The 21,311-nt window shown below is 70.9% G+C and carries 21 protein-coding genes; 11 read left to right on the forward strand and 10 right to left on the reverse strand.

Annotation, left to right across the window (positions count from 1 at the left end; all coding sequences use genetic code 11):
* Positions 1 to 12 precede the first annotated feature (12 nt).
* Together AB0B86_RS14335 and AB0B86_RS14340 are read right to left on the reverse strand one after the other, a co-directional pair.
* Entirely contained in the window at positions 13 to 4,902 is a 4,890-nt protein-coding gene (locus AB0B86_RS14335) for a permease (protein ID WP_357418074.1), read from the reverse strand.
* 149 nt (positions 4,903 to 5,051) lie between these two features.
* On the reverse strand, positions 5,052 to 6,479 hold the full coding sequence (locus AB0B86_RS14340) for a UDP-glucose/GDP-mannose dehydrogenase family protein (protein WP_357403472.1): 1,428 nt from the start codon (positions 6,477 to 6,479) through the stop codon (positions 5,052 to 5,054).
* A 250-nt stretch (positions 6,480 to 6,729) separates the two neighbouring features.
* Between AB0B86_RS14340 and AB0B86_RS14345 the strand changes: the two genes are divergently transcribed.
* The 3 genes from AB0B86_RS14345 (at position 6,730) to AB0B86_RS14355 (ending at position 9,876) form a co-directional block, all read left to right on the forward strand.
* Entirely contained in the window at positions 6,730 to 7,893 is a 1,164-nt protein-coding gene (locus AB0B86_RS14345) for an acyl-CoA dehydrogenase family protein (RefSeq protein WP_357403470.1), read from the forward strand.
* A 151-nt stretch (positions 7,894 to 8,044) separates the two neighbouring features.
* Positions 8,045 to 8,404, forward strand: a complete 360-nt coding sequence (locus AB0B86_RS14350) for a nuclear transport factor 2 family protein (RefSeq protein ID WP_357403468.1) — start codon at positions 8,045 to 8,047, stop codon at positions 8,402 to 8,404.
* 56 nt (positions 8,405 to 8,460) lie between these two features.
* Positions 8,461 to 9,876, forward strand: coding sequence for a DHA2 family efflux MFS transporter permease subunit (locus tag AB0B86_RS14355; protein ID WP_357418077.1), 1,416 nt, complete (start codon positions 8,461 to 8,463; stop codon positions 9,874 to 9,876).
* 24 nt (positions 9,877 to 9,900) lie between these two features.
* Here the strand turns inward: AB0B86_RS14355 and AB0B86_RS14360 are convergent, their stop codons facing one another.
* Genes AB0B86_RS14360 through AB0B86_RS14375 form a run of 4 tightly spaced genes read right to left on the reverse strand, consistent with a single transcriptional unit; the run spans position 9,901 to position 12,243 of the window.
* Positions 9,901 to 10,629, reverse strand: coding sequence for a DsbA family protein (locus AB0B86_RS14360; protein WP_357418079.1), 729 nt, complete (start codon positions 10,627 to 10,629; stop codon positions 9,901 to 9,903).
* The gene (fabG, locus tag AB0B86_RS14365; protein ID WP_357403461.1) at positions 10,626 to 11,369 is read right to left on the reverse strand and encodes a 3-oxoacyl-[acyl-carrier-protein] reductase; all 744 of its coding nucleotides are present in this window, start codon (positions 11,367 to 11,369) and stop codon (positions 10,626 to 10,628) included. The genes AB0B86_RS14360 and fabG overlap by 4 nt, the downstream gene beginning before the upstream one ends.
* Before the next feature lie 30 nt (positions 11,370 to 11,399).
* A complete protein-coding gene (locus AB0B86_RS14370) occupies positions 11,400 to 11,867 on the reverse strand; it encodes a beta-hydroxyacyl-ACP dehydratase (RefSeq protein ID WP_357418081.1) in 468 nt (155 codons plus the stop codon).
* Positions 11,854 to 12,243, reverse strand: a complete 390-nt coding sequence (locus AB0B86_RS14375) for a FabA/FabZ family ACP-dehydratase (RefSeq protein WP_357403457.1) — start codon at positions 12,241 to 12,243, stop codon at positions 11,854 to 11,856. Before AB0B86_RS14375 ends, AB0B86_RS14370 begins: the two co-directional genes overlap by 14 nt.
* A 157-nt stretch (positions 12,244 to 12,400) precedes the next feature.
* Between AB0B86_RS14375 and AB0B86_RS14380 the strand changes: the two genes are divergently transcribed.
* From AB0B86_RS14380 to AB0B86_RS14400, 5 genes are all read left to right on the forward strand, one after another.
* Complete coding sequence (locus AB0B86_RS14380) at positions 12,401 to 13,375, forward strand: alpha/beta fold hydrolase (protein ID WP_357418083.1); 975 nt, start codon at positions 12,401 to 12,403, stop codon at positions 13,373 to 13,375.
* A gap of 5 nt (positions 13,376 to 13,380) precedes the next feature.
* Positions 13,381 to 13,698 (forward strand): hypothetical protein, encoded by a 318-nt coding sequence (locus tag AB0B86_RS14385; protein WP_357403453.1) that lies wholly within the window; start codon positions 13,381 to 13,383, stop codon positions 13,696 to 13,698.
* 88 nt (positions 13,699 to 13,786) lie between these two features.
* Positions 13,787 to 14,107: a hypothetical protein gene (locus AB0B86_RS14390; protein WP_357418085.1), complete on the forward strand. Its 321-nt coding sequence runs from the start codon at positions 13,787 to 13,789 to the stop codon at positions 14,105 to 14,107.
* 5 nt (positions 14,108 to 14,112) lie between these two features.
* On the forward strand, positions 14,113 to 14,481 hold the full coding sequence (locus AB0B86_RS14395; RefSeq protein ID WP_357418087.1) for a hypothetical protein: 369 nt from the start codon (positions 14,113 to 14,115) through the stop codon (positions 14,479 to 14,481).
* Positions 14,482 to 14,593: 112 nt separating this feature from the next.
* Entirely contained in the window at positions 14,594 to 14,851 is a 258-nt protein-coding gene (locus AB0B86_RS14400) for an acyl carrier protein (RefSeq protein ID WP_357403447.1), read from the forward strand.
* A gap of 381 nt (positions 14,852 to 15,232) precedes the next feature.
* Here the strand turns inward: AB0B86_RS14400 and AB0B86_RS14405 are convergent, their stop codons facing one another.
* A complete protein-coding gene (locus tag AB0B86_RS14405; RefSeq protein ID WP_357418090.1) occupies positions 15,233 to 16,435 on the reverse strand; it encodes a cytochrome P450 in 1,203 nt (400 codons plus the stop codon).
* A gap of 58 nt (positions 16,436 to 16,493) precedes the next feature.
* Here AB0B86_RS14405 and AB0B86_RS14410 point away from each other — a divergent pair, with 58 nt between their 5' ends.
* The 3 genes from AB0B86_RS14410 to AB0B86_RS14420 are packed head-to-tail and all read left to right on the forward strand — an operon-like array spanning position 16,494 to position 19,312.
* Entirely contained in the window at positions 16,494 to 17,690 is a 1,197-nt protein-coding gene (locus AB0B86_RS14410; protein WP_357403443.1) for a beta-ketoacyl synthase N-terminal-like domain-containing protein, read from the forward strand.
* Positions 17,687 to 18,493, forward strand: a complete 807-nt coding sequence (locus tag AB0B86_RS14415; protein ID WP_357403441.1) for a beta-ketoacyl synthase N-terminal-like domain-containing protein — start codon at positions 17,687 to 17,689, stop codon at positions 18,491 to 18,493. Before AB0B86_RS14410 ends, AB0B86_RS14415 begins: the two co-directional genes overlap by 4 nt.
* A gap of 24 nt (positions 18,494 to 18,517) precedes the next feature.
* Positions 18,518 to 19,312, forward strand: a complete 795-nt coding sequence (locus AB0B86_RS14420; RefSeq protein WP_357403439.1) for an SDR family oxidoreductase — start codon at positions 18,518 to 18,520, stop codon at positions 19,310 to 19,312.
* A 5-nt stretch (positions 19,313 to 19,317) separates the two neighbouring features.
* Here the strand turns inward: AB0B86_RS14420 and AB0B86_RS14425 are convergent, their stop codons facing one another.
* From AB0B86_RS14425 to AB0B86_RS14435, 3 genes are read right to left on the reverse strand one after another with little or no spacing between them, the layout of a single operon-like run.
* The gene (locus AB0B86_RS14425) at positions 19,318 to 20,583 is read right to left on the reverse strand and encodes an NAD(P)/FAD-dependent oxidoreductase (protein ID WP_357418092.1); all 1,266 of its coding nucleotides are present in this window, start codon (positions 20,581 to 20,583) and stop codon (positions 19,318 to 19,320) included.
* Positions 20,580 to 20,855 (reverse strand): ubiquitin-like small modifier protein 1, encoded by a 276-nt coding sequence (locus tag AB0B86_RS14430; RefSeq protein WP_357403435.1) that lies wholly within the window; start codon positions 20,853 to 20,855, stop codon positions 20,580 to 20,582. The genes AB0B86_RS14425 and AB0B86_RS14430 overlap by 4 nt, the downstream gene beginning before the upstream one ends.
* Before the next feature lie 8 nt (positions 20,856 to 20,863).
* On the reverse strand, positions 20,864 to 21,292 hold the full coding sequence (locus AB0B86_RS14435) for a nuclear transport factor 2 family protein (RefSeq protein WP_357403432.1): 429 nt from the start codon (positions 21,290 to 21,292) through the stop codon (positions 20,864 to 20,866).
* Between the last annotated feature and the right edge of the window lie 19 nt (positions 21,293 to 21,311).

A 21,311-nucleotide genomic window follows, 5' to 3' on the forward strand; every position in this document is an offset into this window, starting at 1 on the left:
TGGCCCTCCGGTTCATCTCATGCCGCGGAGCGCGGTCTGGAGGCGTTCCTGTGCCCGGCGGCGGCGCTCGTTGCTCGCACCGAGCACGAGTAGCAGGATGCCCACCGGGATGAGCGCCAGCCACGGGCCGAGGCTGACGAGTGCGTGGATCGCGGCGATCGCGGTGACCGAGGCGCCGACGATCACCGGTGCCTGTTGCCGGCTGGACGATCCGAAGATCAACACCGCGACCGCGCCGAGTAGCAGCAGCATCTGCCGCACTGTGCTGGACTCGGTGGCCAGCACGATGGCCAGCGTCGGGACAAACGCGGCGACAAGTGCCGGCCCGTACGCGACCCAACTGCTCAGGTCCGCTCGGTGGCGCAGCTCCAGGACCCCGACGAGCAGGGCCAACGCGGCGAACGGCAGCGTGTACGCCTCGGGCAGCGCCACGTTGGCGACCCGCATCAGGATCCACCACGCGGTGATCTCGCAGACCACCACGGCCCAGAACAGGATCCGGCGTTCCACCGGGCGGCGGCCGGGCCGGGTCGCCGCGACACCGAGGACCGCACCCCAGGCGGCGAGCAGGGCGGCGATGTGTCGCGGCGAGTCGAAGGCCAGGGCCAACGCGATCAGCGCGGCAGCGTAACCAGTCCACTCCACAGTGGATGCTTCCCGCTGCGCCTCGGGGCGGCGCAGCCGGGGCAGGGTCGCGGCGAGCACCTGCAGGACCGCCCCGACCGCGAGCACCCCGAACGCGGACCAGACCGCGGCCAGCCCGGCGACCAGACCGGCGGTGAGGACGAAGAGCTGCGCCATGAGGGAGGCGAAGAGCCAGCCGAGGATGCGCGCCCGCTGGGTGGTGCCGAACAGCGCCCCGACCGCGCCCACCCCGACACCGCTGCCCAGGGTGAACAGGGTCAGCTGCCGGTCGGCCAGGCTGCCGGCCAGCCCGGCGCTGCCGCCGGCCAGACCGATGACGAACACCAGCACCCGGGCCAGCCGTAGCGAACGGGCCCGTTCGGCGAGCGGCGGCGGCGGGGTAAGCGCGAGACCGAGCATCGCGATGGTGAAGACGGAGAGCGCGGCGACGGTGCTGGCGGGCCAGCCCAGGCCCAACGCGATGGGTGCGATGAGCAGGGTGACGGCCGCCCCGGGCAGCACCACCGGCACGGCCCGGGAACGCCGACCGCCGCTGAACCCGGTGGCGGCCAGCGCCGCGGTTGCGGTGAGCAGCAGCGCCGTCAGCACGTGCGTCGGGTTGACCACATCGGCCGGCGGGGTGAGCAACTCCGGCGGCGGGCCCTGCCAGATCCGGGTCAGGGTGCGGTGGGGCTCGACCAGTGCGACGACCAGCGCCGGTGCGATCGAGGCGAGGGCCAGGGCGGTCGGCAGGGCCGCCGCCGCAAGTGCGCCCGCAGCCGGGTTGACCCGCCACCGACGCCGCTGCGGATCGTCCGGCAGTCGCCGCAGTGCCCCGTCGAGTCGTACCGCCCAGCGTCGGACCGGCTGGGCGGAGCCGGTGGGCGGCACGGTGGCCGCTCGGATCAGCTCGGCCAACACGCCGAGCAGGGCGGCGGCGGCCGCGTAGACGCCCGCCGGGAGGCCGGTGGGGATGGCGGCGAGAGCGCTGATGCTGGCCCCGCCGACCACCGCGACGCTGACCCAGGGCAGGTATTGCGGCACCTGCCGGCGGACCGCGGCCACGGCGGCCAGACCGAGGCTGGACGCGGCAAGCGCGGCGGTCAGCACCACCTGCGCCGAGTTGTCGAATTCGGCGGCAAGCGCCGCCACCGCTCCGGGGAGGGCCAGCAGCGCGGCACCGATCGCCGCGCCACCGATCTGCACCAGGTGCGGTGGCATCCCCTCGGTGTCGATGTCGGTCACCTGTGGGCCGGCCAGCACGCGGGCCAGCGTCGCCACCACCACCCCGATGAGCGCGATGCTGCCCAGGGCCAGCGCCGTCGTCCAGGGCCGGACCAGGCCGGCTCCGGCGGCGTGCAGCGCGACCACCCCGGCCACTGTGGCCCGGGACAGCGCGGCGCGTGGCTCCTCGGTGGCCACCGCGGCCATCCCGTACACGGTGGCGACCATCCCGCCGACCAGGACCGGCGACCACCAGGCCAGATCGAACGCGGCCGGGGCGCCGATCGTGGCGAGCACCACGGCCCCGCCGGACACGTCCCACCGCCAGGGCGGCGGGAGCAGGATGCCGGCGGCGAGGGCCAACAGTGCCACCGCGACCGGTGCCTGCCAGGTGGCCCCACCGACGGGCGAGGCCGGCCAGCCGCTCAGGTCGCCCCGCCAGATCGGGCCGGGGGTGGCCAGCACGCCGACCCCACCGCGCACCGCCGACCAACCGGCGAGTACGCCGATCAGCAGCCCGCCGGCGGCGAGACCGAGGATCGGTCCGCGTCGCCACTCCTCCGGCATGGTGCGTGCGCCCACGGCGACCACCAGGACCAGTGCGGCGGCCATCGCCAACTGCCCGCCCGGGGCGAGCACCGCCCCGATCCGCACCAGCGTGGCGATCAGGGCGGTGGTGACCGCTGCGGCGGCCAGGTCCGAGCCGTCGAGGGTGAGGTCGGCGCGCCGGCCGGCGTCGATGGATGGGGCCAGGAACAGCAGCACCGCGGCGACCAGCAGCAGCGCGCCCACCCAGGCGTCGGCGACGGTCGCGCCGGGCGCCCCGAACGCGGCGGCGGTCACGAGCAACGCGCCAAGCCCGGTGCCCACCGAGAGCGGTGCGGGGATGCGCCGCTGGGAGACCTGCACGACGGCGGCGTAGCCGAGGGTCGCGCAGACCGCCAGGAAGCTTGCCGCCAGGACCGGAACCGTCGCCTCCCGGAGGCTGGCCGGGGTGGGGGTCGGGTCGGTGGGGACGTTGGCGGCCACGAACGCGGCCACCGCCCCGGGCAGCGCGAACGCCGCGCCACCGGCGGCCCAGGCGGTGACCGTGTCGGAGGCGGCCGAGGCGATCCGGATCCGGGGTGCCAGCGTGACAAGCGTGCCGGCCACGAACAGAGTGAGCAGGACCGCTGCGGTGAGGGTGGGGCGTGACAGGCTGGCACCCGCGCCGAGCAGGCCCGCCACGGCCGCCCCGATGGCGTGTGCCGTCGCCGCCCGGTCGGTGCGGGCGGAGAGCCCGATCACGCCGATGCCGATCGCGGTGATCACCATCGGCCAGGGTGCCGTGGCCCAACCGAGACCGAGCGAGGCCGGCACGGCCAACGCGGTGAGCGCCGCGCCGGCCACCGCGAATTCCCGGCGGATCTCCGTGGGCAGGGCCAGCACCGCCGCGATGGTGAGCAGGAAGGCGGCAGCCGCGAGCTGCCACGTGGTCGGCCCGACCGCGGCGGCCAACTCGGCCGGATAACTGTCGAGGTCGGCATCCCAGGCGGGCAGTGCCGCCCGCACCGGCGCCACCCCGGCGCGCAGCGCGCCACCGGCGACCACCAGCCCGCTGACGGTAAGCGCCACCGCCGAGGCGAGCTGCGGGCCACGTCGGGCCGCCTCGGGGACCGCACGCACGGCCAGCCCGGTCACCGTGATGACAGCGGCGATCAGCAGCAGTGCCCGGCCCGGGACGGCCACCGAGGCGATCCGGCTCAGCGCCCCGATCACGGCAAGCGTGACGATGCCTGCCGCGACGTCGGGCAGCGGCGGGCGACGCAGCACCAGCGCGCCGGCCAGCCCGATCGTGGCGGCCAGCAGCAGCACCACCCCGGCCCCGGTGGCGGTCGGCACGGTCTGCGCCCGGAGCAGGGCGGTGACCGCGTACGCCAGCGCGACCGCGACCGCCACCGCGTGCAGCACCCAGGTCAGCTCGCCCAGCCCGGGGACGGGGCGGGTCGGCCGGGTGTCGGCGGAACCCGCGCCGGCGTCGATCAGCTCGCCGGCCTCCTCCGGGTCGCCCTCCGGCCGGGTCTCGGCGCTGCGCGGGCGGGGCGCCGAGGTGGTGCCCGTCGATGGCACGTCCTGCCGGACGGGGCGTTCCAGGGTCACCCCGGAACGGGCCAGCCAGAGGTCGATGAGGGCGACCAGGGCCAGCACCAGAGCCCAGCCGCCCGGACCGGTGACCTGGTCGTACGCCAACAGCGGCAGCACCGGCTGCGCGGCGAGCACTGTGGCGAACCGGGGTGCGCGCAGACCGGTCCAGCCGGCGTACCCGAGGGCGACGGCGGCGGTGACCGCGAAGAGCACCCCGGCGAAGACAGTGCCGGAGGCGCCGCCGGCGCCGATCCGGTCCACGGCCCAGAGGGCGTTGCCGGCGAGCGGCACCAGCAGCAGGCCCACCGCGGCGATGGTCTCGGCGGTGGAGGTGAGCCCGCGCCGGGCCAGCGCCGGTGGGGCGAGCAACATCAGCACCGTGGCCAGGACCAGGATGCCGAGCCGGGCCAGCGCGTCCATCGAGCTGGTGGCGACCGCGGCGAAGACCACCGCGGCCACCGCGAGCAGCAACGCGCCGAGCCCGAGGGGGATGTTCTGCACCTCGCGCGACGAGGCCTCCGGCGGGTGCGCCGGATCGTCAGCGTCCAGCCAGCTCGGCCCCGGCGGGGGCGGGTCCGCGGGGGCGGCCGGGGTGCCCTGGCGGGGCACCCGGGGTGGCGCCGACGTGCCGGCGGTCGGTGGCCGCCGGCCGGGGCGGCGGCGGAGCACCCGGCGGGGCCGGGTGGCCTGCTTGAGCCGCTCCTCACCGGCGTGCGCGAGGATGTCCCGCTGGAAGAGCGCGGCCTGCATCTTCGCGGCGATCTGCCGCTGCTCGCGGGCGATGGCGGCGTCGCGCGCCTTCATCTCCGCTATGGAACGCTCGATGTCCGCCAGGTGTTCTACCCATTGCGGCTGGTCAGCCCCGCAGTGTGGGCAGTGGACGGCCGGCTTGATCTCCCGGCCGCACGAGGAGCATTGAAAGTTCGCCACGACACCCCTCCACCCGCACTGTGGACTTCCACTGTCGCAGCATGCCCAAAGCTGGCCCGGATTTCGACTGTTGTCGGCGGGTCCGGGGCAAACAACGACACCGGCCGGCCACCGAGAGGTTCGGTGGCCGGCCGGCGGGAGTGCTCCGATCAGGGGCGGCCCATGCCCCGGTATTCCCAACCGGCCTGGGTCCAGAGCGCCGAGTCGAGGCAGTTTCGACCGTCGACCACCTTGCGACCGTTCACCAACTCGCCGAGGGCGACCGGGTCGGCGTTGCGGAAGTCGGCCCACTCGGTGAGGACGCAGACCAGGTCCGCCCCGGTGACCGCCTCGTTGATGCCGGTCTCGTAGGTCAGCTCGGGCACCGCGCGGCGGGCGTTCTCGGTGCCCTGCGGGTCGTACACGTGCACCTCGGCGCCGGCCTTGTGCAACAGCGCGGCGACGGCGAGCGCCGGAGCGTCGCGGACGTCGTCGGTGTTGGGCTTGAAGGTCGCACCGAGCACGGCGATCCGGGTGCCGGAGAAGTCCGGACCGGCCGGACCGGAGCGGCGGCCGAGCAGATCCGAGGCGAGTTGCAACACCCGGGTACGACGGCGCAGGTTGATCAGGTCGACCTCGTGCAGGAAGCGCAGCGCCTCGCCGGCACCCAGCTCCTGGGCGCGGGCCTGGAAGGCCCGGATGTCCTTGGGCAGGCAGGCGCCGCCGAAGCCGAGGCCGGCCTGGAGGAACCGGTTGCCGATCCGTGGGTCGTAGCCGATCGCGCGGGCGAGCTGGCTGACATCGCCACCGGAGGCCTCGCACACCTCGGCCATCGCGTTGATGAAGGAGATCTTGGTGGCCAGGAAGGCGTTCGCGGCGACCTTGACCAGCTCGGCGGTGGCGAAGTCGGTGACCACCAGCGGCACCTCGCGGTCCTCGGTGGCGGCCAGGTCGAACACGCCCTTGTGCGCGGCGTAGAGCATGCCGTTGGCCCACTCGCTCTTCACGCCGACCACGATCCGGTTGGGGCGCAGGACGTCGTCGACGGCGAAGCCCTCCTGCAGGAACTCGGGGCTCCACGCCACCTCGACGCCCAGGTCGTGGGGGGTGTGCTTGCCGACCAGTTGCTCCACCCAGTCGGCGGTGCCGACCGGCACGGTGGACTTGCCGACGATGAGCGCCTTGCGGGTGAGGTGCTGCGCGAGGCTGGTCACCGACGCCTCGACGTACGACAGGTCGGCGCCCATCCCGTCGGCCCGCTGTGGGGTGCCCACGCAGATGAAGTGCACGTCACCGAAGTCGGCGGTCTCGGCGATGTCGGTGCTGAACCGGAGGCGACCGGCGGCGAGGTTGCGCCGCAGCAGCTCGTCCAGGCCGGGCTCGTGGATCGGCACCTGTCCGGCGTTCAGCATCGCGATCTTGTCGGCGTCGACGTCGAACCCGAGCACGTCGTAGCCCAGCTCGGCGTAGCAGATGGCGTACGTCGCACCGAGGTAGCCGGTCCCCAGGAACGTCACCCGCGGTCGAGGCGCGCCCGAGGGCGGTGCGACCGCGGCGATGGCGGGGGTCGGCTGGATGGTGGGGTAGGGGATCGTCACGCCTGTCTTCTCCGCTCGCACTGGCGGCGCGTCGTCGCGTCGCATTCTGCTGCGGCGCCTGGCCGGGCACCGGAGGGGTGGCTCACTGTTGTCTTCCATCATCGCCCAGCGGCGTGGGTGCACCCCCATGCCCATACCTACGCGCCGGTAACATCACCTGAACTGCAGTCGGTAGTCTTCAGTCTGCGCGGTCGGCGGTCAGGAGTCGTCACAGACTGCGCATGATAGCGGTGAAGGGGAGGGGCCCAACATGGCCGCAGGCGAGTTGTTCGACGTCTACCGGTTGCCCGAGGAGCACCAGGCCATCCGCGAGGCGGTTCGTGAGGTCTGCGCGGCGAAGGTCGCCCCGCACGCCGCCGAGGCCGACGAGACCGGGGAGTTTCCCAAGGCGTCCTACGACGCGCTGCGGGCGGCCGACTTCCACGCCCCGCACATCCCCGAGGAGTACGGCGGCGCGGGCGCTGACGCGCTGGCCACGGCCATCGTGATCGAGGAGGTGGCCGCCGCCTGTGCGTCCTCCTCGCTGATCCCTGCGGTGAACAAGCTCGGCACCATGCCGCTGTTGTTGTCCGGTTCCGAGGAGCTCAAGCGCCGCTACCTGACTCCGGTCGCGGCCGGGGAGGCGATGTTCTCGTACTGCCTCTCCGAGCCGGAGGCGGGCAGCGACGCCGCCTCGATGACGACCCGGGCGGCGCGTGACGGGGATCACTGGGTGCTCAACGGCGTGAAGCGGTGGATCACCAACGCGGGCGTCTCCGATTTCTACACCGTCTTCGCCGTCACCGACCCGGCGGCCCGTTCCCGGGGCATCTCGGCCTTCGTGGTGGAGAAGTCCGACGCCGGTGTGAGCTTCGGCGCACCGGAGAAGAAGCTCGGCGTCAAGGGCTCGCCCACCCGCGAGGTCTACCTCGACAACGTGCGGATTCCCGCCGACCGGATGATCGGCGCGGAGGGCACCGGCTTCGCCACCGCGATGACGACCCTGGACCACACCCGGGTCACCATCGCCGCGCAGGCCGTCGGGATCGCGCAGGGCGCGCTCGACTACGCCAAGGGGTACGTGGCCGAGCGTCGACAGTTCGGCAAGGCGGTCGCGGAGTTCCAGGGCATCCAGTTCATGCTCGCCGACATGGGCATGAAGCTGGAGGCGGCCCGGCAGCTCACGTACGCGGCCGCCGGCAGATCCGAGCGGGGCGACGCGGACCTCACCTACTTCGGCGCGGCGGCCAAGTGCTTCGCCTCGGACGCGGCCATGGAGATCACCACCGATGCGGTGCAGTTGCTCGGCGGTTACGGCTACACGCGGGACTACCCCGTCGAGCGGATGATGCGTGACGCCAAGATCACCCAGATCTACGAGGGCACCAACCAGGTGCAGCGCATCGTGATGGCGCGGCAGCTCCTGAAGGGCTGACGCGCGGTTCGCGATCAGACGGCCACCTCGGACACGTCCGAGGTGGCCGTCTCTTCGTTGGGTCTGCTGGATCATTGGACCAGCCGTCGGATATGGCGAATCGGCCCGCGTCGGGGGTGGTGCGGCGCGATTGCGGCGGTAAGCTGCCGGCATGGCCGAGGATTTGCGACAAGCCGTCGAGGCGCACACGGCATTGTTCAACGAATGCGTGCGGTCGGGCGACTGGCAGGCGTTCGCGCAGACATTCACCGAGGATGCGCGAGTGACATTCACTGATCTTCCGGTGCCACCGATCGTCGGGCGGGACGCGCTCGCCGCGGCCTACCGGCGGCGTCCGCCGCAGCAGACGATGGTGCTCGACGGGGTGCGCATCGAGAGCCCGGACACCGCGCATGTGCAGCTCAGGTGGGATGACGGCACACCGGGGGCGATGCTCACCCGCTGGCGGGACGGGATGGTCGCGGTCAGCGAGATCACGATGAGTGTTGGTGCGGACAGCGCTGGGTCTTGACGCCGCTCCGGCCGCGACCTAGTGTAAACCGCGTTGACTCGGACGGGGGCGGGATTGTGCCGGATGAAGCTCCAGTCGTCGGTAAATCAGCCTCGCTCCCTCTCCTGTTGTCCTGCGGAGCGGCATTTCTCGCTCTTCTCGATGTCACAGTAGTCAATCTGGCGATTCCCGATCTGATCACGTCGTACCCGGGCGTGACGGTTGCCGACGCCTCCTGGGTCATCACCATTTACGCCACGGTTTTCGCCGCGCTGCTGGCGCCGGCGGGCCGCATCGCGGACGTGATCGGCCGGCGGGCTCTCTTCATGACCGGCGTCGGCATCTTCACCGCGATGTCGCTGCTCGACGCGCTCGCGCCCAACCTGGCCGTACTGCTGGTCGGCCGGGGCCTCCAAGCGGTCGGTGCCGCCGCCATGATCCCGGCGTCGCTCGCCATCGTCCTGCACGACACCTCGGCGGCCCGGCGCGGGGCCGCGATCGGGGCGTGGAGCGCGGCGGGTGCCCTCGCCGCGGCGCTCGGCCCGGCGCTCGGCGGCATCCTGGTCGACGCGTTCGGCTGGCGCTCCGTCTTCGTGATCAACCTGCCGCTCGGGGTGCTCATCGTGCTCGGGGCCGTGGTGCTGCCGGCCGGCCGGAGCGCGGGCGGCCGTCTGCCCGACCTGATCGGCACGACACTGCTCGCGGGCGCGGTCGGCCTGGCCGTCCTCGGCGTCACCGAGGGCGGTGACTGGGGCTGGGGCGACCTCCGGACGATCGCCTGCCTGGCCGGAGCTGTCGCGGCCGGAGCGCTCACGGTGTGGCGGTCGCTGCGCCATCCGGTGCCGACGATCGAGATCGCGCTCTGGCGCAACCGCGGGTTCGCCGTGGCCAACCTCGCCTCCCTGCTGTACGGCGGGGCCCTCTTCGCCTGGATGCTCTGCTCGGTGTTGTATCTGACCGAGATCTGGCACTACCGCGAGTTGCGGGCGGGCCTGGCGATGAGTCCCACCGCTGTGCTGACCGCAGTGGTCGCGGTCCTGACCGGCCGCTTCATCCACCGGCTCGGTCTGCGCGCCGCCGTGCTCCTCGGCGCCTTCGTCATGGCCGCGGGCGCCGGGCTCTTCGCGCTGTGGGCACCCGACACACCCCACTTCGCGTCCTTCTTCCTCCCGGCCGCGGCGCTCGGCGCCGTGGGCATCGGCGTGATCACCACCGGCGTCTCCACGGCGGCCGCCCTCTCCGTGCAGCCCCAGCGCTTCGCCGCCGCCACCGGCCTCAACCAGACCGCTCGGCAGATCGGCGGAGCCCTCGGCGTCGCCGTCCTGGCTGCGGTCCTCGCCGGGCAGGACGCCGCTCGCCTGACGGCCTACCGTGAGGTCTTCGGCTTCTGCGCACTTCTCGCGGTTCTGGCCGGTGTGGTCGGTGTCTTCCTCGTCACGCCGAGCCGTCCCCAACCCGCCCCGGCCCGGCCGGTCTCGAAAACGACTGTCTGACCCGGCCGCGGTTGTGGGTGTCGCTTATCCGCAACCACCGGCGTGGCCCTGATCGCCTCCCGGGCTCACGGTGACGGATACCTGGTCGTCCGTGCTGGTCGGGGCGGTCGCCGCGACCAGCTTCGCCGATTCGCTCTCCGACCGCCGGTCGGCGCGAACCGCGGCGACGAAGTCGGGGAGGCGGTCCAGCCCCCAGAACTTCTCGCGGCCGTGCACGAAGAACGGAACGCCGAAGACGCCGTCCTTGTCGATGCGGCGGAGGGCGACGAGCCCGTCGGCGCGCAACTGCGGGTCGGATACCGCAGTGCTTAATTCTTCCGGGCTCAGCTGCAGTTCGATGGCGATAGCGGCCATCGTGGCGGGGTCGCTGATGTCGCGGCCCTCCTCCCAGCGCGCGCGGTAGACGACATCGATGAAGGCGCGGCCCCGGCCGAGGCGTTCGGCGGCGAGGTAGGCCAGGTGGGCCACCTCCCAATGCGGGGCGCGGTCGACCGGCCACGTGATGGCGAGACCGCGGCGCTGGGCGAGCCGGCGCACGTCCTGCAGGATGTAGAGCGCCTTGGCGCGGGACATGTCCACATAGGGAAATGCGCCGCCGCTGTCGGTGAGCGCTGCCCGCGACTCCTCGTCGGGCTCCCAGAAGGGCCGCCACTCGATGACGTCGGCGACGTCGGTGTGGACGCTCACGAGATCGCGGTAGGCAAGCCACGAGTACGGGCTGCGTAGCGAGAAGTAGAAGCGTGCGGCCTTCACAGCACGATCCCACCGTCCACCGCGAAGACCTGGCCGGTGATGTACCGCGCCCGGTCCGAGGCGAGGAACGAGACGAGGTCGGCGACCTCGTCGGCCGTGCCCATCCGACCCATGGGGATCTGTTTGAGCGCCCGCTCGCGGATCCGTCCGGTGAGCGCCGCCGTCATCTCCGTCTCGATCATGCCGGGGGCCACCACGTTCGCCCGGATACCGAACTGGGCGACCTCCTTGGCCAGCGACTGGGTCAACCCGATGATGCCCGCCTTGCTGGCCGAGTAGTTGGTCTGGGTGGCGTTGCCCCGCAGGCCGACCACGGAGGAGAGCGTGACGAGGCAGCCCGAGCGGCGCTTCATCATCGAGAAGATCGTGGCCCGGCAGGCGTTATAGGTGCCGTCGAGGTTCACGTCGACGACCTCGCGCCAGTCCTCCGGGCGCATCATCACCATCGGGTTGTCACGCACGATGCCAGCGCTGGTGACCATCACGTCGACCGGGCCGAGATCCTCCTCCGCGGCGTCCACGAACTTCTTCACCGCGGCGTAGTCGCGGACGTCCACCTGGTGGGCGCGGATCCGGGTGCCACCGGCGGACGCCGCCTCGCGCACCTGTTCGGCCGCGACGGGACTGGCGTGGTAGCAGAAACTCACGTCGAAGCCGTCGGCGGCGAGGCGTCGCACGATCGCGGCCCCGATCCCGCGTGACCCGCCGGTGACCACCGCGGTCGGCCGTCGTTCGTCCATCTCAACCTCCCGAGCTCGAGTCGTGCGGGGTCACGCGGGGCTGCGCAGCTCGGCAGCCTCGCGTAGCGCGATGATCACTTGACCGACCCGCAACACCGGAACGTCGGCCACAGTGGACTCGCCGGTGAACACCGCCGCGTCGGAGAGCAGCTTGAGTGCCCGCACGTGATGGGTCACCTGGTCACCCGGGTGGACCGGCGCGAGCACCTCGATGCGGTTGATCGCCCCGAACAGCGTCACCCGACCGGCGAGCACGTCGGGGTTGGGCGTGCCGTGGACGGCGAGGACCCCGGCCGCCTGGCACCACGACTCGACGAGCAGGGTGACCGGATAGGAATAGTCGGCCGCTTCGTCGGGCAGGCCGGCATAGCACGGTTCATTCGCAGCGACGGCCTTTGTCGCAATCAGCGAATCGCCCGGAATCATGGAGTCGACGCGATCAATCAACAGCATCGGGAATCGGTGCGGCAGTATCCGCTTGATCTCAGCGGTGTCCATTCTCCCCGCCCTCCGCGAAACGTAGGACGATCAAGGCCGCCTCGCTGACCAAACCGTCAGGTCGGCCGGTCGAGATCTGGGCCGAGCAAGCATCAGCCGGAAAGTCGATGTTGATGGTCAACCGATCACCCGGGAACACCGGTTTGATGAACCTGACCCGGTGGACACTTGTCAACTGGGCGGCCGGTCGGTGCTGGTAGGCGGCCTGCAGAGCGCATTCGACCAGGCAGACGCCAGGGAAGATCGGAAAGCCGGGGAAGTGGCCGGCGAGCACCGGCTCGGCTGGATCAATATCCATTGTGCACACGAGCCCGCCGGGGTGGCGGCTCACGACCTGCGGCGAGTGTGAGAGAGGCGTGGCTCTGGAGATCAACACTTCCCCTTCCCTCGTGAGGCCACGAGCCTACCGGAGATGTATCCGACATTGAGCACTGTGCACCATCGTTGATCACCCCGAAGTTGAAGATAGGGGTGGTCTTTCGGGGTACCCCTAAATGTAGAGTGGATGCAATGGGAAAATGGGGGTGAGGCACTTGCCGGCTAAGCCGTCCCGGTTGGTCGACCTGGCGAGCGTGGTGACGATCGTCCCGTTGGGCGTGGCGGCCTGGGTCATGACCCGCGCAGCCTGGAGCGTCTATCACCCCAAGCGCCGAGCGGTTCGGCAGACACCGGCGTCGTTCGACCTGCCGGCCGAGCGAATCACCGTTGCCGGTGCCGACGGCGTCGCCCTGGCCTGCTGGTTCATCCCAGCTCCGGAGGCGGGCGGCGACACCGTGGCGCAGACCGCCGAGGAAGCCGGGCAACAGCAGGTCGTCGTCGTCCTCGGCCACGGCATGGGCCGCAACAGCGGCATGCTCATGCCGTTGGCCAAGACCCTGCACGAGGCGGGTTACCACGTCCTCACCTTCGACATGCGCAACCACGGCGACAGCGCCGACGACCGACTGTTCCGAGGCCAGTCCCCGCGCTACGCGATCGACCACCACAACGTCGTGACCTCGTTGCGGTCGCGGTCCGACCTTGGGGACTTCCGGGTCGCCTGCGTCGGCTTCTCGATGTCAGCCTGGACCTCGCTGGAGTGCGCCCGACTCGAGCCGGGCCTGGTCCGCGCGGTGGTCTGCGACAGCGGGCCGACTCTGGACATCGAGGGCACCATCAAGCGGACCTTCGACGCCACGATGACGAAGCTGCCGCGCTTCCTGGCCGGCCCGGCGATGCGGGCCGCCTCCCGTTTCTTCTTCACCCGGGCATCGCTCTTCTTCCTCAAGCCCGCGCCCTGGCCGCAGGAACTATCCGATCACTCCGTCCGGCTGCTGTTCATCGCGGGGGAGGCCGACCCGGTTGCCCGGCCGGAGGACATCCGTGCGCAGCTGAAGCACTATCCGGAGGCCGAGGTGTGGTGGGTTCCCGGTGCCAGCCACACGACTGCGCGCCTGATCGCCACCGACGAGTACGACAAGCGCGTGCTGGCGTTGCTCAGCGACACGTTCCAGCGGCCGGCGGGGTGAGTGTCGTGCGGTCGTACCTCCTGGTGGAGAGCCGCGCCGAGCAGGAGAGCCCGGACGTGCCGCGGTTCTTCGAGCTCGGCACCGGGTTGCGCCGCGCCGGTCATCCGGTGACCGTCTTCCTCATCCAGAACGCCGTGATCGGCGCACGTGCCCCGGCGGTGACGAGCCTGGTCGACGCCGGCGTCGAGGTCTGGGCGGACGAGAGTTCGGTGCGCACCCGTGGTCTTCTCCCCGAGGACTACCCCGAGGGCGTTCGCCTGGGCGGAATGCCCAATCTGGTAAGCATGCTCATGGCGGCGGGCTGCGTCCCGGTGTGGCACTGAGATGGCTGCCCCTGCCGATGGCCGGTCCCTGTTTCTGGGGTTGATCGGAGCGCCGTACGAGTCGGATCTCTTTACCACGGCGGTCCGTATGGCCGAGGAGGCGGTCCGGCAGGGCCATCAGACGACTCTCTGGACCTGCGGTTACTCGACCGCGCTGACGGTTACCGGCCTGGCCCCGACCAAGCCACGCAACCTGACCGAGTGGGACCGCGACTACCCGTCGTCCGCTGCGCTCGCCACACACCTGATCGACTGGTCCGCCGGTCGGCTGGCGTGGCTGGTCTGCCGCTACTGCGCCGAGGAGCGGGGGGCGTCGGCGCAGATCCCGGCGGTGCGCATCCGTCCGCCGTACGAGTTCGTCGAGCGCTCCCGGGCAGCCGACGTGAGCCTGGTGCTGGGGACCAAATGACGACAGTGGCGATTCTGGAGCGGGCCCACCGCGGCGCGATCGAGGAGCAGTACGCGCACGAGTTGTGGCTGGCGCACGGCCTGCACCGACAGTCCCCGATGGTGGTGCTGCTGCGCGGGCTCGCCGCGATGTATGCGATCGACACCGCACCGCCGGGGCCGATCGAGCTGGGCGGCGCCGGTTGGGGTGTCTATCCCGACTACCGGGCGGCCATCCGGCGACTGCTCGACGATGACGCGCGAGTGCTGGTGTCGGCTAGCGCGCTGGATCGGATCGGAATGTCGGACAAGCGATTGTTGCCGGGACTAGGGGTATCCGAGGATCATGAAATAACCAAGCTGTTGATCATTGCGGAGCGCATCTTGTTCCTTTGATATGAACCACTCAAGCCCTGTTGTCCGACTGCCCTTCCAGGGTAACCTGAATTCGGCTTTTGCGTCCTCATCGGGGGGTCGCGTCCTGATGCGATTGAATAGGAGTCGACGGATGTCCTCGAGCGTTAGAACACTCGATCCGGAAGAGCTGCGCCGTTTCGTTGCCGACGTGCTCGACCTCGATCCGGAAAGCGTGACCGACGATGCGAATTTCGTCGCCGAGCTTGGCGTCGACTCGCTGAAGGCCTTGGAGGTGCTGGTCGCGCTCGAGCGCAAATACGAGATCAAGATCTCGGAGGACGAGGTGCGCGACATGACCTCGTTCGGAGAGGTGCGCGAGATGGTCGAGGAGAAGCTGGCGGCAGCCTGACCAGCCCCATGTGCCACGCGGCCGCAGCGTTGCGGCCGCGTCGCCATGTCCGGGGAGGCTCCGCGGGCGCGGCCCCGACCGCAGCCCGACACGCCTACAAGTGCTTGTCGACCTGGGTGCCCGGCACGTCGACATCGGCCAGGGCGACGTCGCACCCGGGCGGCGCAGGCACCGGGTGCGCCATCACGGCGGCCGGGACGCGCGGGGCGCCCGATGGCCGGGACGCACGGCACGCCCTGATGGCCAGGACGCGGGGCGCGCTCGACGGCTGGGACGCGCGGCGCGCCCGAGGGCCTGGCCGCGCGATCCCTGGTGGGCGCGATCGCGCGTGGACGGCCCGGTGGCCGGGGCGGAATTGCCGCCCCGGCTCGGACCGGACCGTCAGAACAACACCGGCAGGGCGGCCAGACCCCGGTTGCTCGCCGACGGCAGGAAACGCAGCTTGACGTCGGGGATTCGCAGGTCAGGTGCTCCGGCCAGCAGCGCGGCGAAGCTCTCCTGGGTCTGTATCCGCCCGAGCGCCGCGGCAACGCAGTAGTGCAGACCGTGCCCGTACCCGAAGTGGCGGGGCTTCTCGCGGGTGATGTCCAGTTCCTCGGCGCCGGGTAGCGCGTCCGGGTCGCGGTTGGCCGAGGCGAGGCAGAGTCGCACCAGCTGGCCCGCCTCAATGTGCTGGCCGAAGAGGTCGAGATCGACGCTCGCGACTCGGTCGTTCATCTGCACCGGGCCGTCAAAACGCTGGAGTTCCTCGATCGCGGTCGGCAGCAGGCCCGGGTCGGCGCGCAGTGCGGCCAGTTGGTCGGGGTGGTTGACCAGCGACAACAGCCCCAGCGCGAGCATCTGGGTGCCGGTCGGGTGACTCGCCTGGTAGAGGAACACGAGGCTGTCCAGCAACTCCTCCCGGGTCATCCGGGCGTTCGTCGTGCCCTGGGCGAGCAGGCTCAGGACATCGTCGCCGGGGTGTGCGGTGCGCCTGTCGACGAGTGATCCGAAGTACTCGTACATGGCGGTCAACGCGTCCTGCCCGGCCTGGAGCACCTTGCGGGTCAGCATTGGCTCCGACGTCAGCGAGATGGCCCGGGACCAGGCCACGAACTGCTCCCAGTCGGCCCGAGGTAGGCCGAGCAGATGGTTGATCACGTAGACCGGGAGCGGGTTGGCGAAGTCGCCGACCAGGTCCAGCCCGCCGGCCGCGAGCCCCGGCGCGAGCAGTTCGTGCACCAGAGCGGCGACCGCGGGACGGCAGCCGGCCAGCACGGCGGGGCTGAGCGCGCGTTCGTGGATCTCCCGCAGTGGCGTGTGTCGAGGCGGATCGATCATGACGAGCCAGTTGCTCATCATCTTCTCCAGCGGCCCGTCGTCGGGGCTGCGCCGCCAATCGCGGAATCCGTTCCAGCCACGCGTGTCGCGGGAGAGCAGCGGATTTTCGTACGCGGCCAGCACATCCTCGTATCGAGTGACGATAAAAAATCCGAATTTGGTCAGGTGAACCGGGTTCTCGGCCCGAAGTTGCGAATAGTGCGGATAGGGATCAGCGAAATATCCGGGCGACATCGGGTTGTAGGTAACGACTTCGTGCTCCACGTCTGCGGCTCCCTCAGAGACTGTTGTTCACAGCGTTGCATACCTATACTCGAAGCGGTTGTCGAAATTCGCGGCGCGGGGGGCACAGTTGGAGCGGATACTCATTACCGGCCTGGGCGTCACCTCTTGCGTCGGAAACGGGGTGGACGCCTATTGGGCCGGGCTCGCCAGTGCGCGCAGCGTTCCCGCACCCGTCGACGATCCCCGGGCCGACATGGACAATCGGCTGCTCTACGCGGTGCCGCCGATGCCCGTCGAATCCGACTCCGGTGCCGGCACTCCGGGGCGTACGTCGACCTTCGCGCTCGCCGCGGCCCGGGAGGCGCTCGCCGACGCGGGCCTGGCCGGTGGCGACCTCGCCGAGGTCGGCGTGAGCGTGGGCACCGGCGTGGGCGACGTCAGCCTCTTCGAGTGGGCACCGGACGACGGTCCCGGGCCGGAGGGCGTCACAGCGTTCCCGTTCAAGGTCGCCGCGACGCTCGCGAGCGGCCTCGGTCTCGGCGGTCCGGTCACCAGCGTGAGCACCGCGTGCTCCGCCTCGGCGTACAGCGTCAGTTTGGCCGCCGACCTGATCCGTGACGGCGCGGCGGACATCGTGCTCGCCGGCGGTGCCGACGGATACACGCGGGTCGGGGTGGCCTGCTTCAACCGGATGGGTGCGCTCGACCCGGTGGTGTGCCGGCCGTTCGACGCCGGTCGCCGCGGCACGATCTTCGGTGAGGGCGCCGCGATGATGGTGGTCGAGTCCGAGTCGAGCGCCCGCCGTCGCGGCCGTCGCGGCTACGCGACGGTGGCCGGAGCCGGCTGGAGCTGCGACGGGCACCACCCGACCGCGCCGGACCGGGGCGCCCAGCAGATCGTCCGTGCGATGCGCGACGCCCTGGCCGAGGCAGGTGCCAGCCCAGACGAGGTCGACTGTGTCGTCCCGCACGGAACCGGCACTCCGCTCAACGACGAGGTCGAAGCCCGCGCCCTCGGTGCGGTCTTCGGGGCCGGTGACGCCCTGCCGGCGTACAGCCTGAAGGCGATGCTCGGCCACACCGGCGGAGCCGCCGGCGCCTTCGCCCTGTTGACCGCCGCGCTGATCGTCGCGCGTCGGGAGATCCCGCCCAACGTGCCGCTCGCCGATCCCGATCCCGCCTGCCCGATCCGCCTCCCGGAGGTGGCGTCCACGACCCGGGCACGGCACGCCCTGGTCAACGCCTACGCGTTCGGCGGCAACAACATCTCGGTGCTGCTGGGGAGCGTGGCATGAGCGGCGACGTGGTGTTGACCGGATCGGCCTCTCTCGTCTCACCGGAAACGGCCCCGTCGGACGGTGCCGCCGGCTGGTTCGACCCGGCCGAGCACCTCGGGGCCCGCGGCTGGAAGTACCTCACGCCGGCAACCCGGTTTCTGCTCGCCACCGCCCAGCTCGCGATGGCCGACGCGAAGCTGGACCCGGCGACCATGGCACCCGAGTCGATGGGTGTGGCCGTCGGCACCAACTTCGCCGCGGATCCGGTCGTCGGTCGGCTCGACCAGACGGTACGCACCGAGGGCGCGCACTGGCTCAGCCCCGCCGAGGCGCCCAACTTCTCGGTGAACCTGGCGGCCAGCCACGTGTCGATGAGATGGGCGATGCGCGCCTTCAATCTGACCCTGACCAATCCGATGGTCGCCGGCATCGACGCGGTCCTGACGATGGCCGGGGCGATCCGACGGGGTCGGGCCCGACTCGGCCTCGCCGGTGCGACCGAGGAAAGGCCCACCGCCTACCGACCTGGGGGCGGTATGGCCGGGGAAGGGGCGTGTTGTCTGGTGCTCGAGTCGCGGCAGACGGCGATCGAGCGGGGCGCCACCCCGTTGGCCACAGTGGCGGGCGGCTTCAGTCGCTTCCACGGTCGGCCTCCGGAGGATGACGGGACGCCCTGGGTGATCGTCCCCGCCGACGCGCCATACCTGACCCTCGCACCCCTGCTCGCCGCGCTCGACCTGCTGGCTGTGCACGGCCGGGCCACCGTGGTCGCGTCGAGTCCGCACGGCAACCTGGCAGCACTGACGTTGAGCGACCGCTGAGCGGCACGGAACGAGGAGGACCGGATGGACGACGTGTTGAACGGCCAGTGGAGCTTGATCCTCGGGGTCTCGGCCGGAATGGGACGGAGCACCGCGCTCGGTCTGGCGGCGGCCGGCTGCAACATCGCCGGGGTACATCTCGACACGTCGGGCCGGCAACACGAGGTCGATCAGTTGGTCGAGGAGTTGCGTGCCTTCGGCGTACGCGTCGAATTCTTCAACGCCAACGCGGCGAGCGCCTCCGTCCGCGCCGAGGTGGTTGCCAAGCTGGGCAAGCTGACCGACGGGGCGGGTGTGCGGGTGCTTATGCACTCGCTGGCCTTCGGGTCGCTGGTGCCGCTGCTGCCCTTGCCCGAGCAGCCCGGCGCCACCGCGAGGCAGATCGACATGACGTTCAACGTGATGGCCAACAGCCTGATCTACTGGTTCCAGGATCTGTTCGCCGCGGGACTGCTCGTCGACGGCTCGAAGGTCTTCGCCATGACCAGTGCCGGCACGGCACGCTTCACCAGCCACTACGGGCCGGTCTCGGCGGCCAAGGCGGCTCTGGAGAGCCACGTGCGCCAGCTCGCCGTGGAAGCGGCACCGCACGGGATCAGCGTGAACGCGTTGCGGGCCGGCATCACGCTCACCGAGTCGTTCCGGCGCATCCCCGGCAGCGACGCTCTGAGCGAGCGGGCCAGTCTGGGTAACCCGCACGGTCGTCTGACCACGCCAGAGGACGTGGCCGAGGCGGTAGTGCTGCTGTCGCGGGCGCGATCGTCCTGGATCACCGGCAATGTGATCGGCGTCGACGGTGGTGAGTTCCTGACCGTCTGACGAGGTCATTTGGCCCCTCCGGGCATCAGACCGGTCCGCATCAGCAATGTCGCCACACTGGACAGTGAGCCGAACTCGTCGGGGTGCACGCTGCCCGCGAGCACCCCGAAGAACCGGTCCCGCGCGTTGTCGTCGATCTCGAGGGCCCGCAGCACCAGCATCTGCATGTTGGTCAGCGGCAGATAGCGGGCCTGCTCGATGGTGTAGCGGAAGATCGGCTCGGCCAACTCGTCGCGTCGCCGCTGGTAGTGCCCGAACGCCTCCTCCTCGGTGCGCTCGCCGGCCAGGCTCTGGTGCAGCGCGTCGCTGACCAGCTCCACGTCCCGGAAGGCGTCGGAGATGCCGAGAGCGGTCACCGGATCCTTGTGATAGCCGGCGTCGCCGACAAGCGCCCAGCCCGGCCCGTACGGCCTCCGGAAGAAGTTCGGCACGTCATGTGTGCCGACGAACTTGTGCACCCGCCGCGCGTCCTGGAACCGCTCCGCGAACTCCGGGCTGGTCTGGGTGCGCACGGTCTCCAGGTAGTTGCCCTCGACGTCGCTGCGGTAGCGCCGCCATTCGTCGTGCGACCAGCCGGAGAGGACCACTGTGAGCCCGTCGTGGGTGGGGATCGCGGGCACGCACCGGCCCGGCCGCCAGTGGATCAGCAGCCGGTCCATCGGGAGGTTCTCCCAGTACGTCAGGTACGTCGTGGTCAGCGACGGGATCGTGTGGTATTCCTCGGCGTTGACAGTGCGGGCGACGAAGGAGCGCATTCCGTCCGCCCCGACCACGTAGCGCGCGGTGACGTCGACCGGGGCCCGGCCCTGCCGGCGCAGCCGGACACCGGTGACCCGGTCGGCGTCACCGAGCAGGCCGGTCACCCCGGCGGCCTGCTCGACCTCGACGCCGGCCTCCTGTGCCGCCTGGAGCAGCAGGTGGTCGAGCACGATGCGGCGCGGGCAGACCCCGAACCGGTACCCCTCGTAGGGCGGGGGAGTGCCGGTCAGCTGGATCGGCCCCCAGTCGGAGGCCAACCGGTCGACCGGCGGGCAACCCGTCTTGAGCAGGCGGTCCAGCAGGCCCCACCGGGCCAGGCGGGCCACCCCGTAGGCATGGATGAAGTGTGACGACATCATGTCGCTCGGAAAGGTCATCCGATCGACGAGCAACACTCGCCATCCACGGCGGGCCAGCAGCATCGCTGTCGGCGACCCGGCCGTCCGGGCGCCCACCACGATCACGTCGTAGTCGGGCGCCCGGCTCGCTGCAGCTGGTTGCACGATGCTCATCCGCCGCTAACCGCGGGCAGGATCAGCACCTCGTCGGTGCTGTGGACCGTGGTGTCGATGCCGTCGCTGTTCCGGATGTCGTCGCCGTTGACGTACAGGTTGACGAAGCGGTAGAGCTTGCCCTCCTCGTCCATGATCCTGCGGGTGGCCCCGGGGATCTTTCGCTCGATCTCGGCCAGCACGGCACGTAGCGTGGTGACCGCCGGTACGTCGACGTCAACCATGCCGGCCTTGCCGCTCTGGCTCAGCGATGCGGGCAGCCGCACTCTCACGTCGCCTCCTAGGCGGACCAGAACTTGTTGACGAAGACGTCGTCGTAGACCCAGATGCGTGCCTCGACGACCTTCTCGGTCTCCGGGTTGATCTTGAAAACGTGCACGCCGGGCATCTCGAGGGTCAGGCCCTTGCGTTCGCCCCGCCAGGTCGCGATCACGACGGCGGTGTCGCCGTCGGCGACGATCTTGTGAGTCTCGGCGCGGAACGTCCCGTTGGTGACCTCCGCGCTCTTGCGCAGCCACTCCAGCACACCGGGAAGCCCGTCGATACGCCCGGACAGCGGGTGGTTGCCGGGCGTGTACCACACGACGTTCTCGTCGATCCCCTCGCTGAGGCGCTCGAGGTGGGCCGTGTAGAACCGGGCGTGCCCGATGGTCAGGAGCCGGATGAAGCGGTTGTCCGCCGCCGTCTTCTCAGTGGTGCCCGCGGTCATGTGATGTGTCCCTTCCGTG

The sequence above is a fragment of the Micromonospora sp. NPDC049047 genome, assembly GCF_040649135.1.
Lineage (GTDB): Bacteria > Actinomycetota > Actinomycetes > Mycobacteriales > Micromonosporaceae > Micromonospora.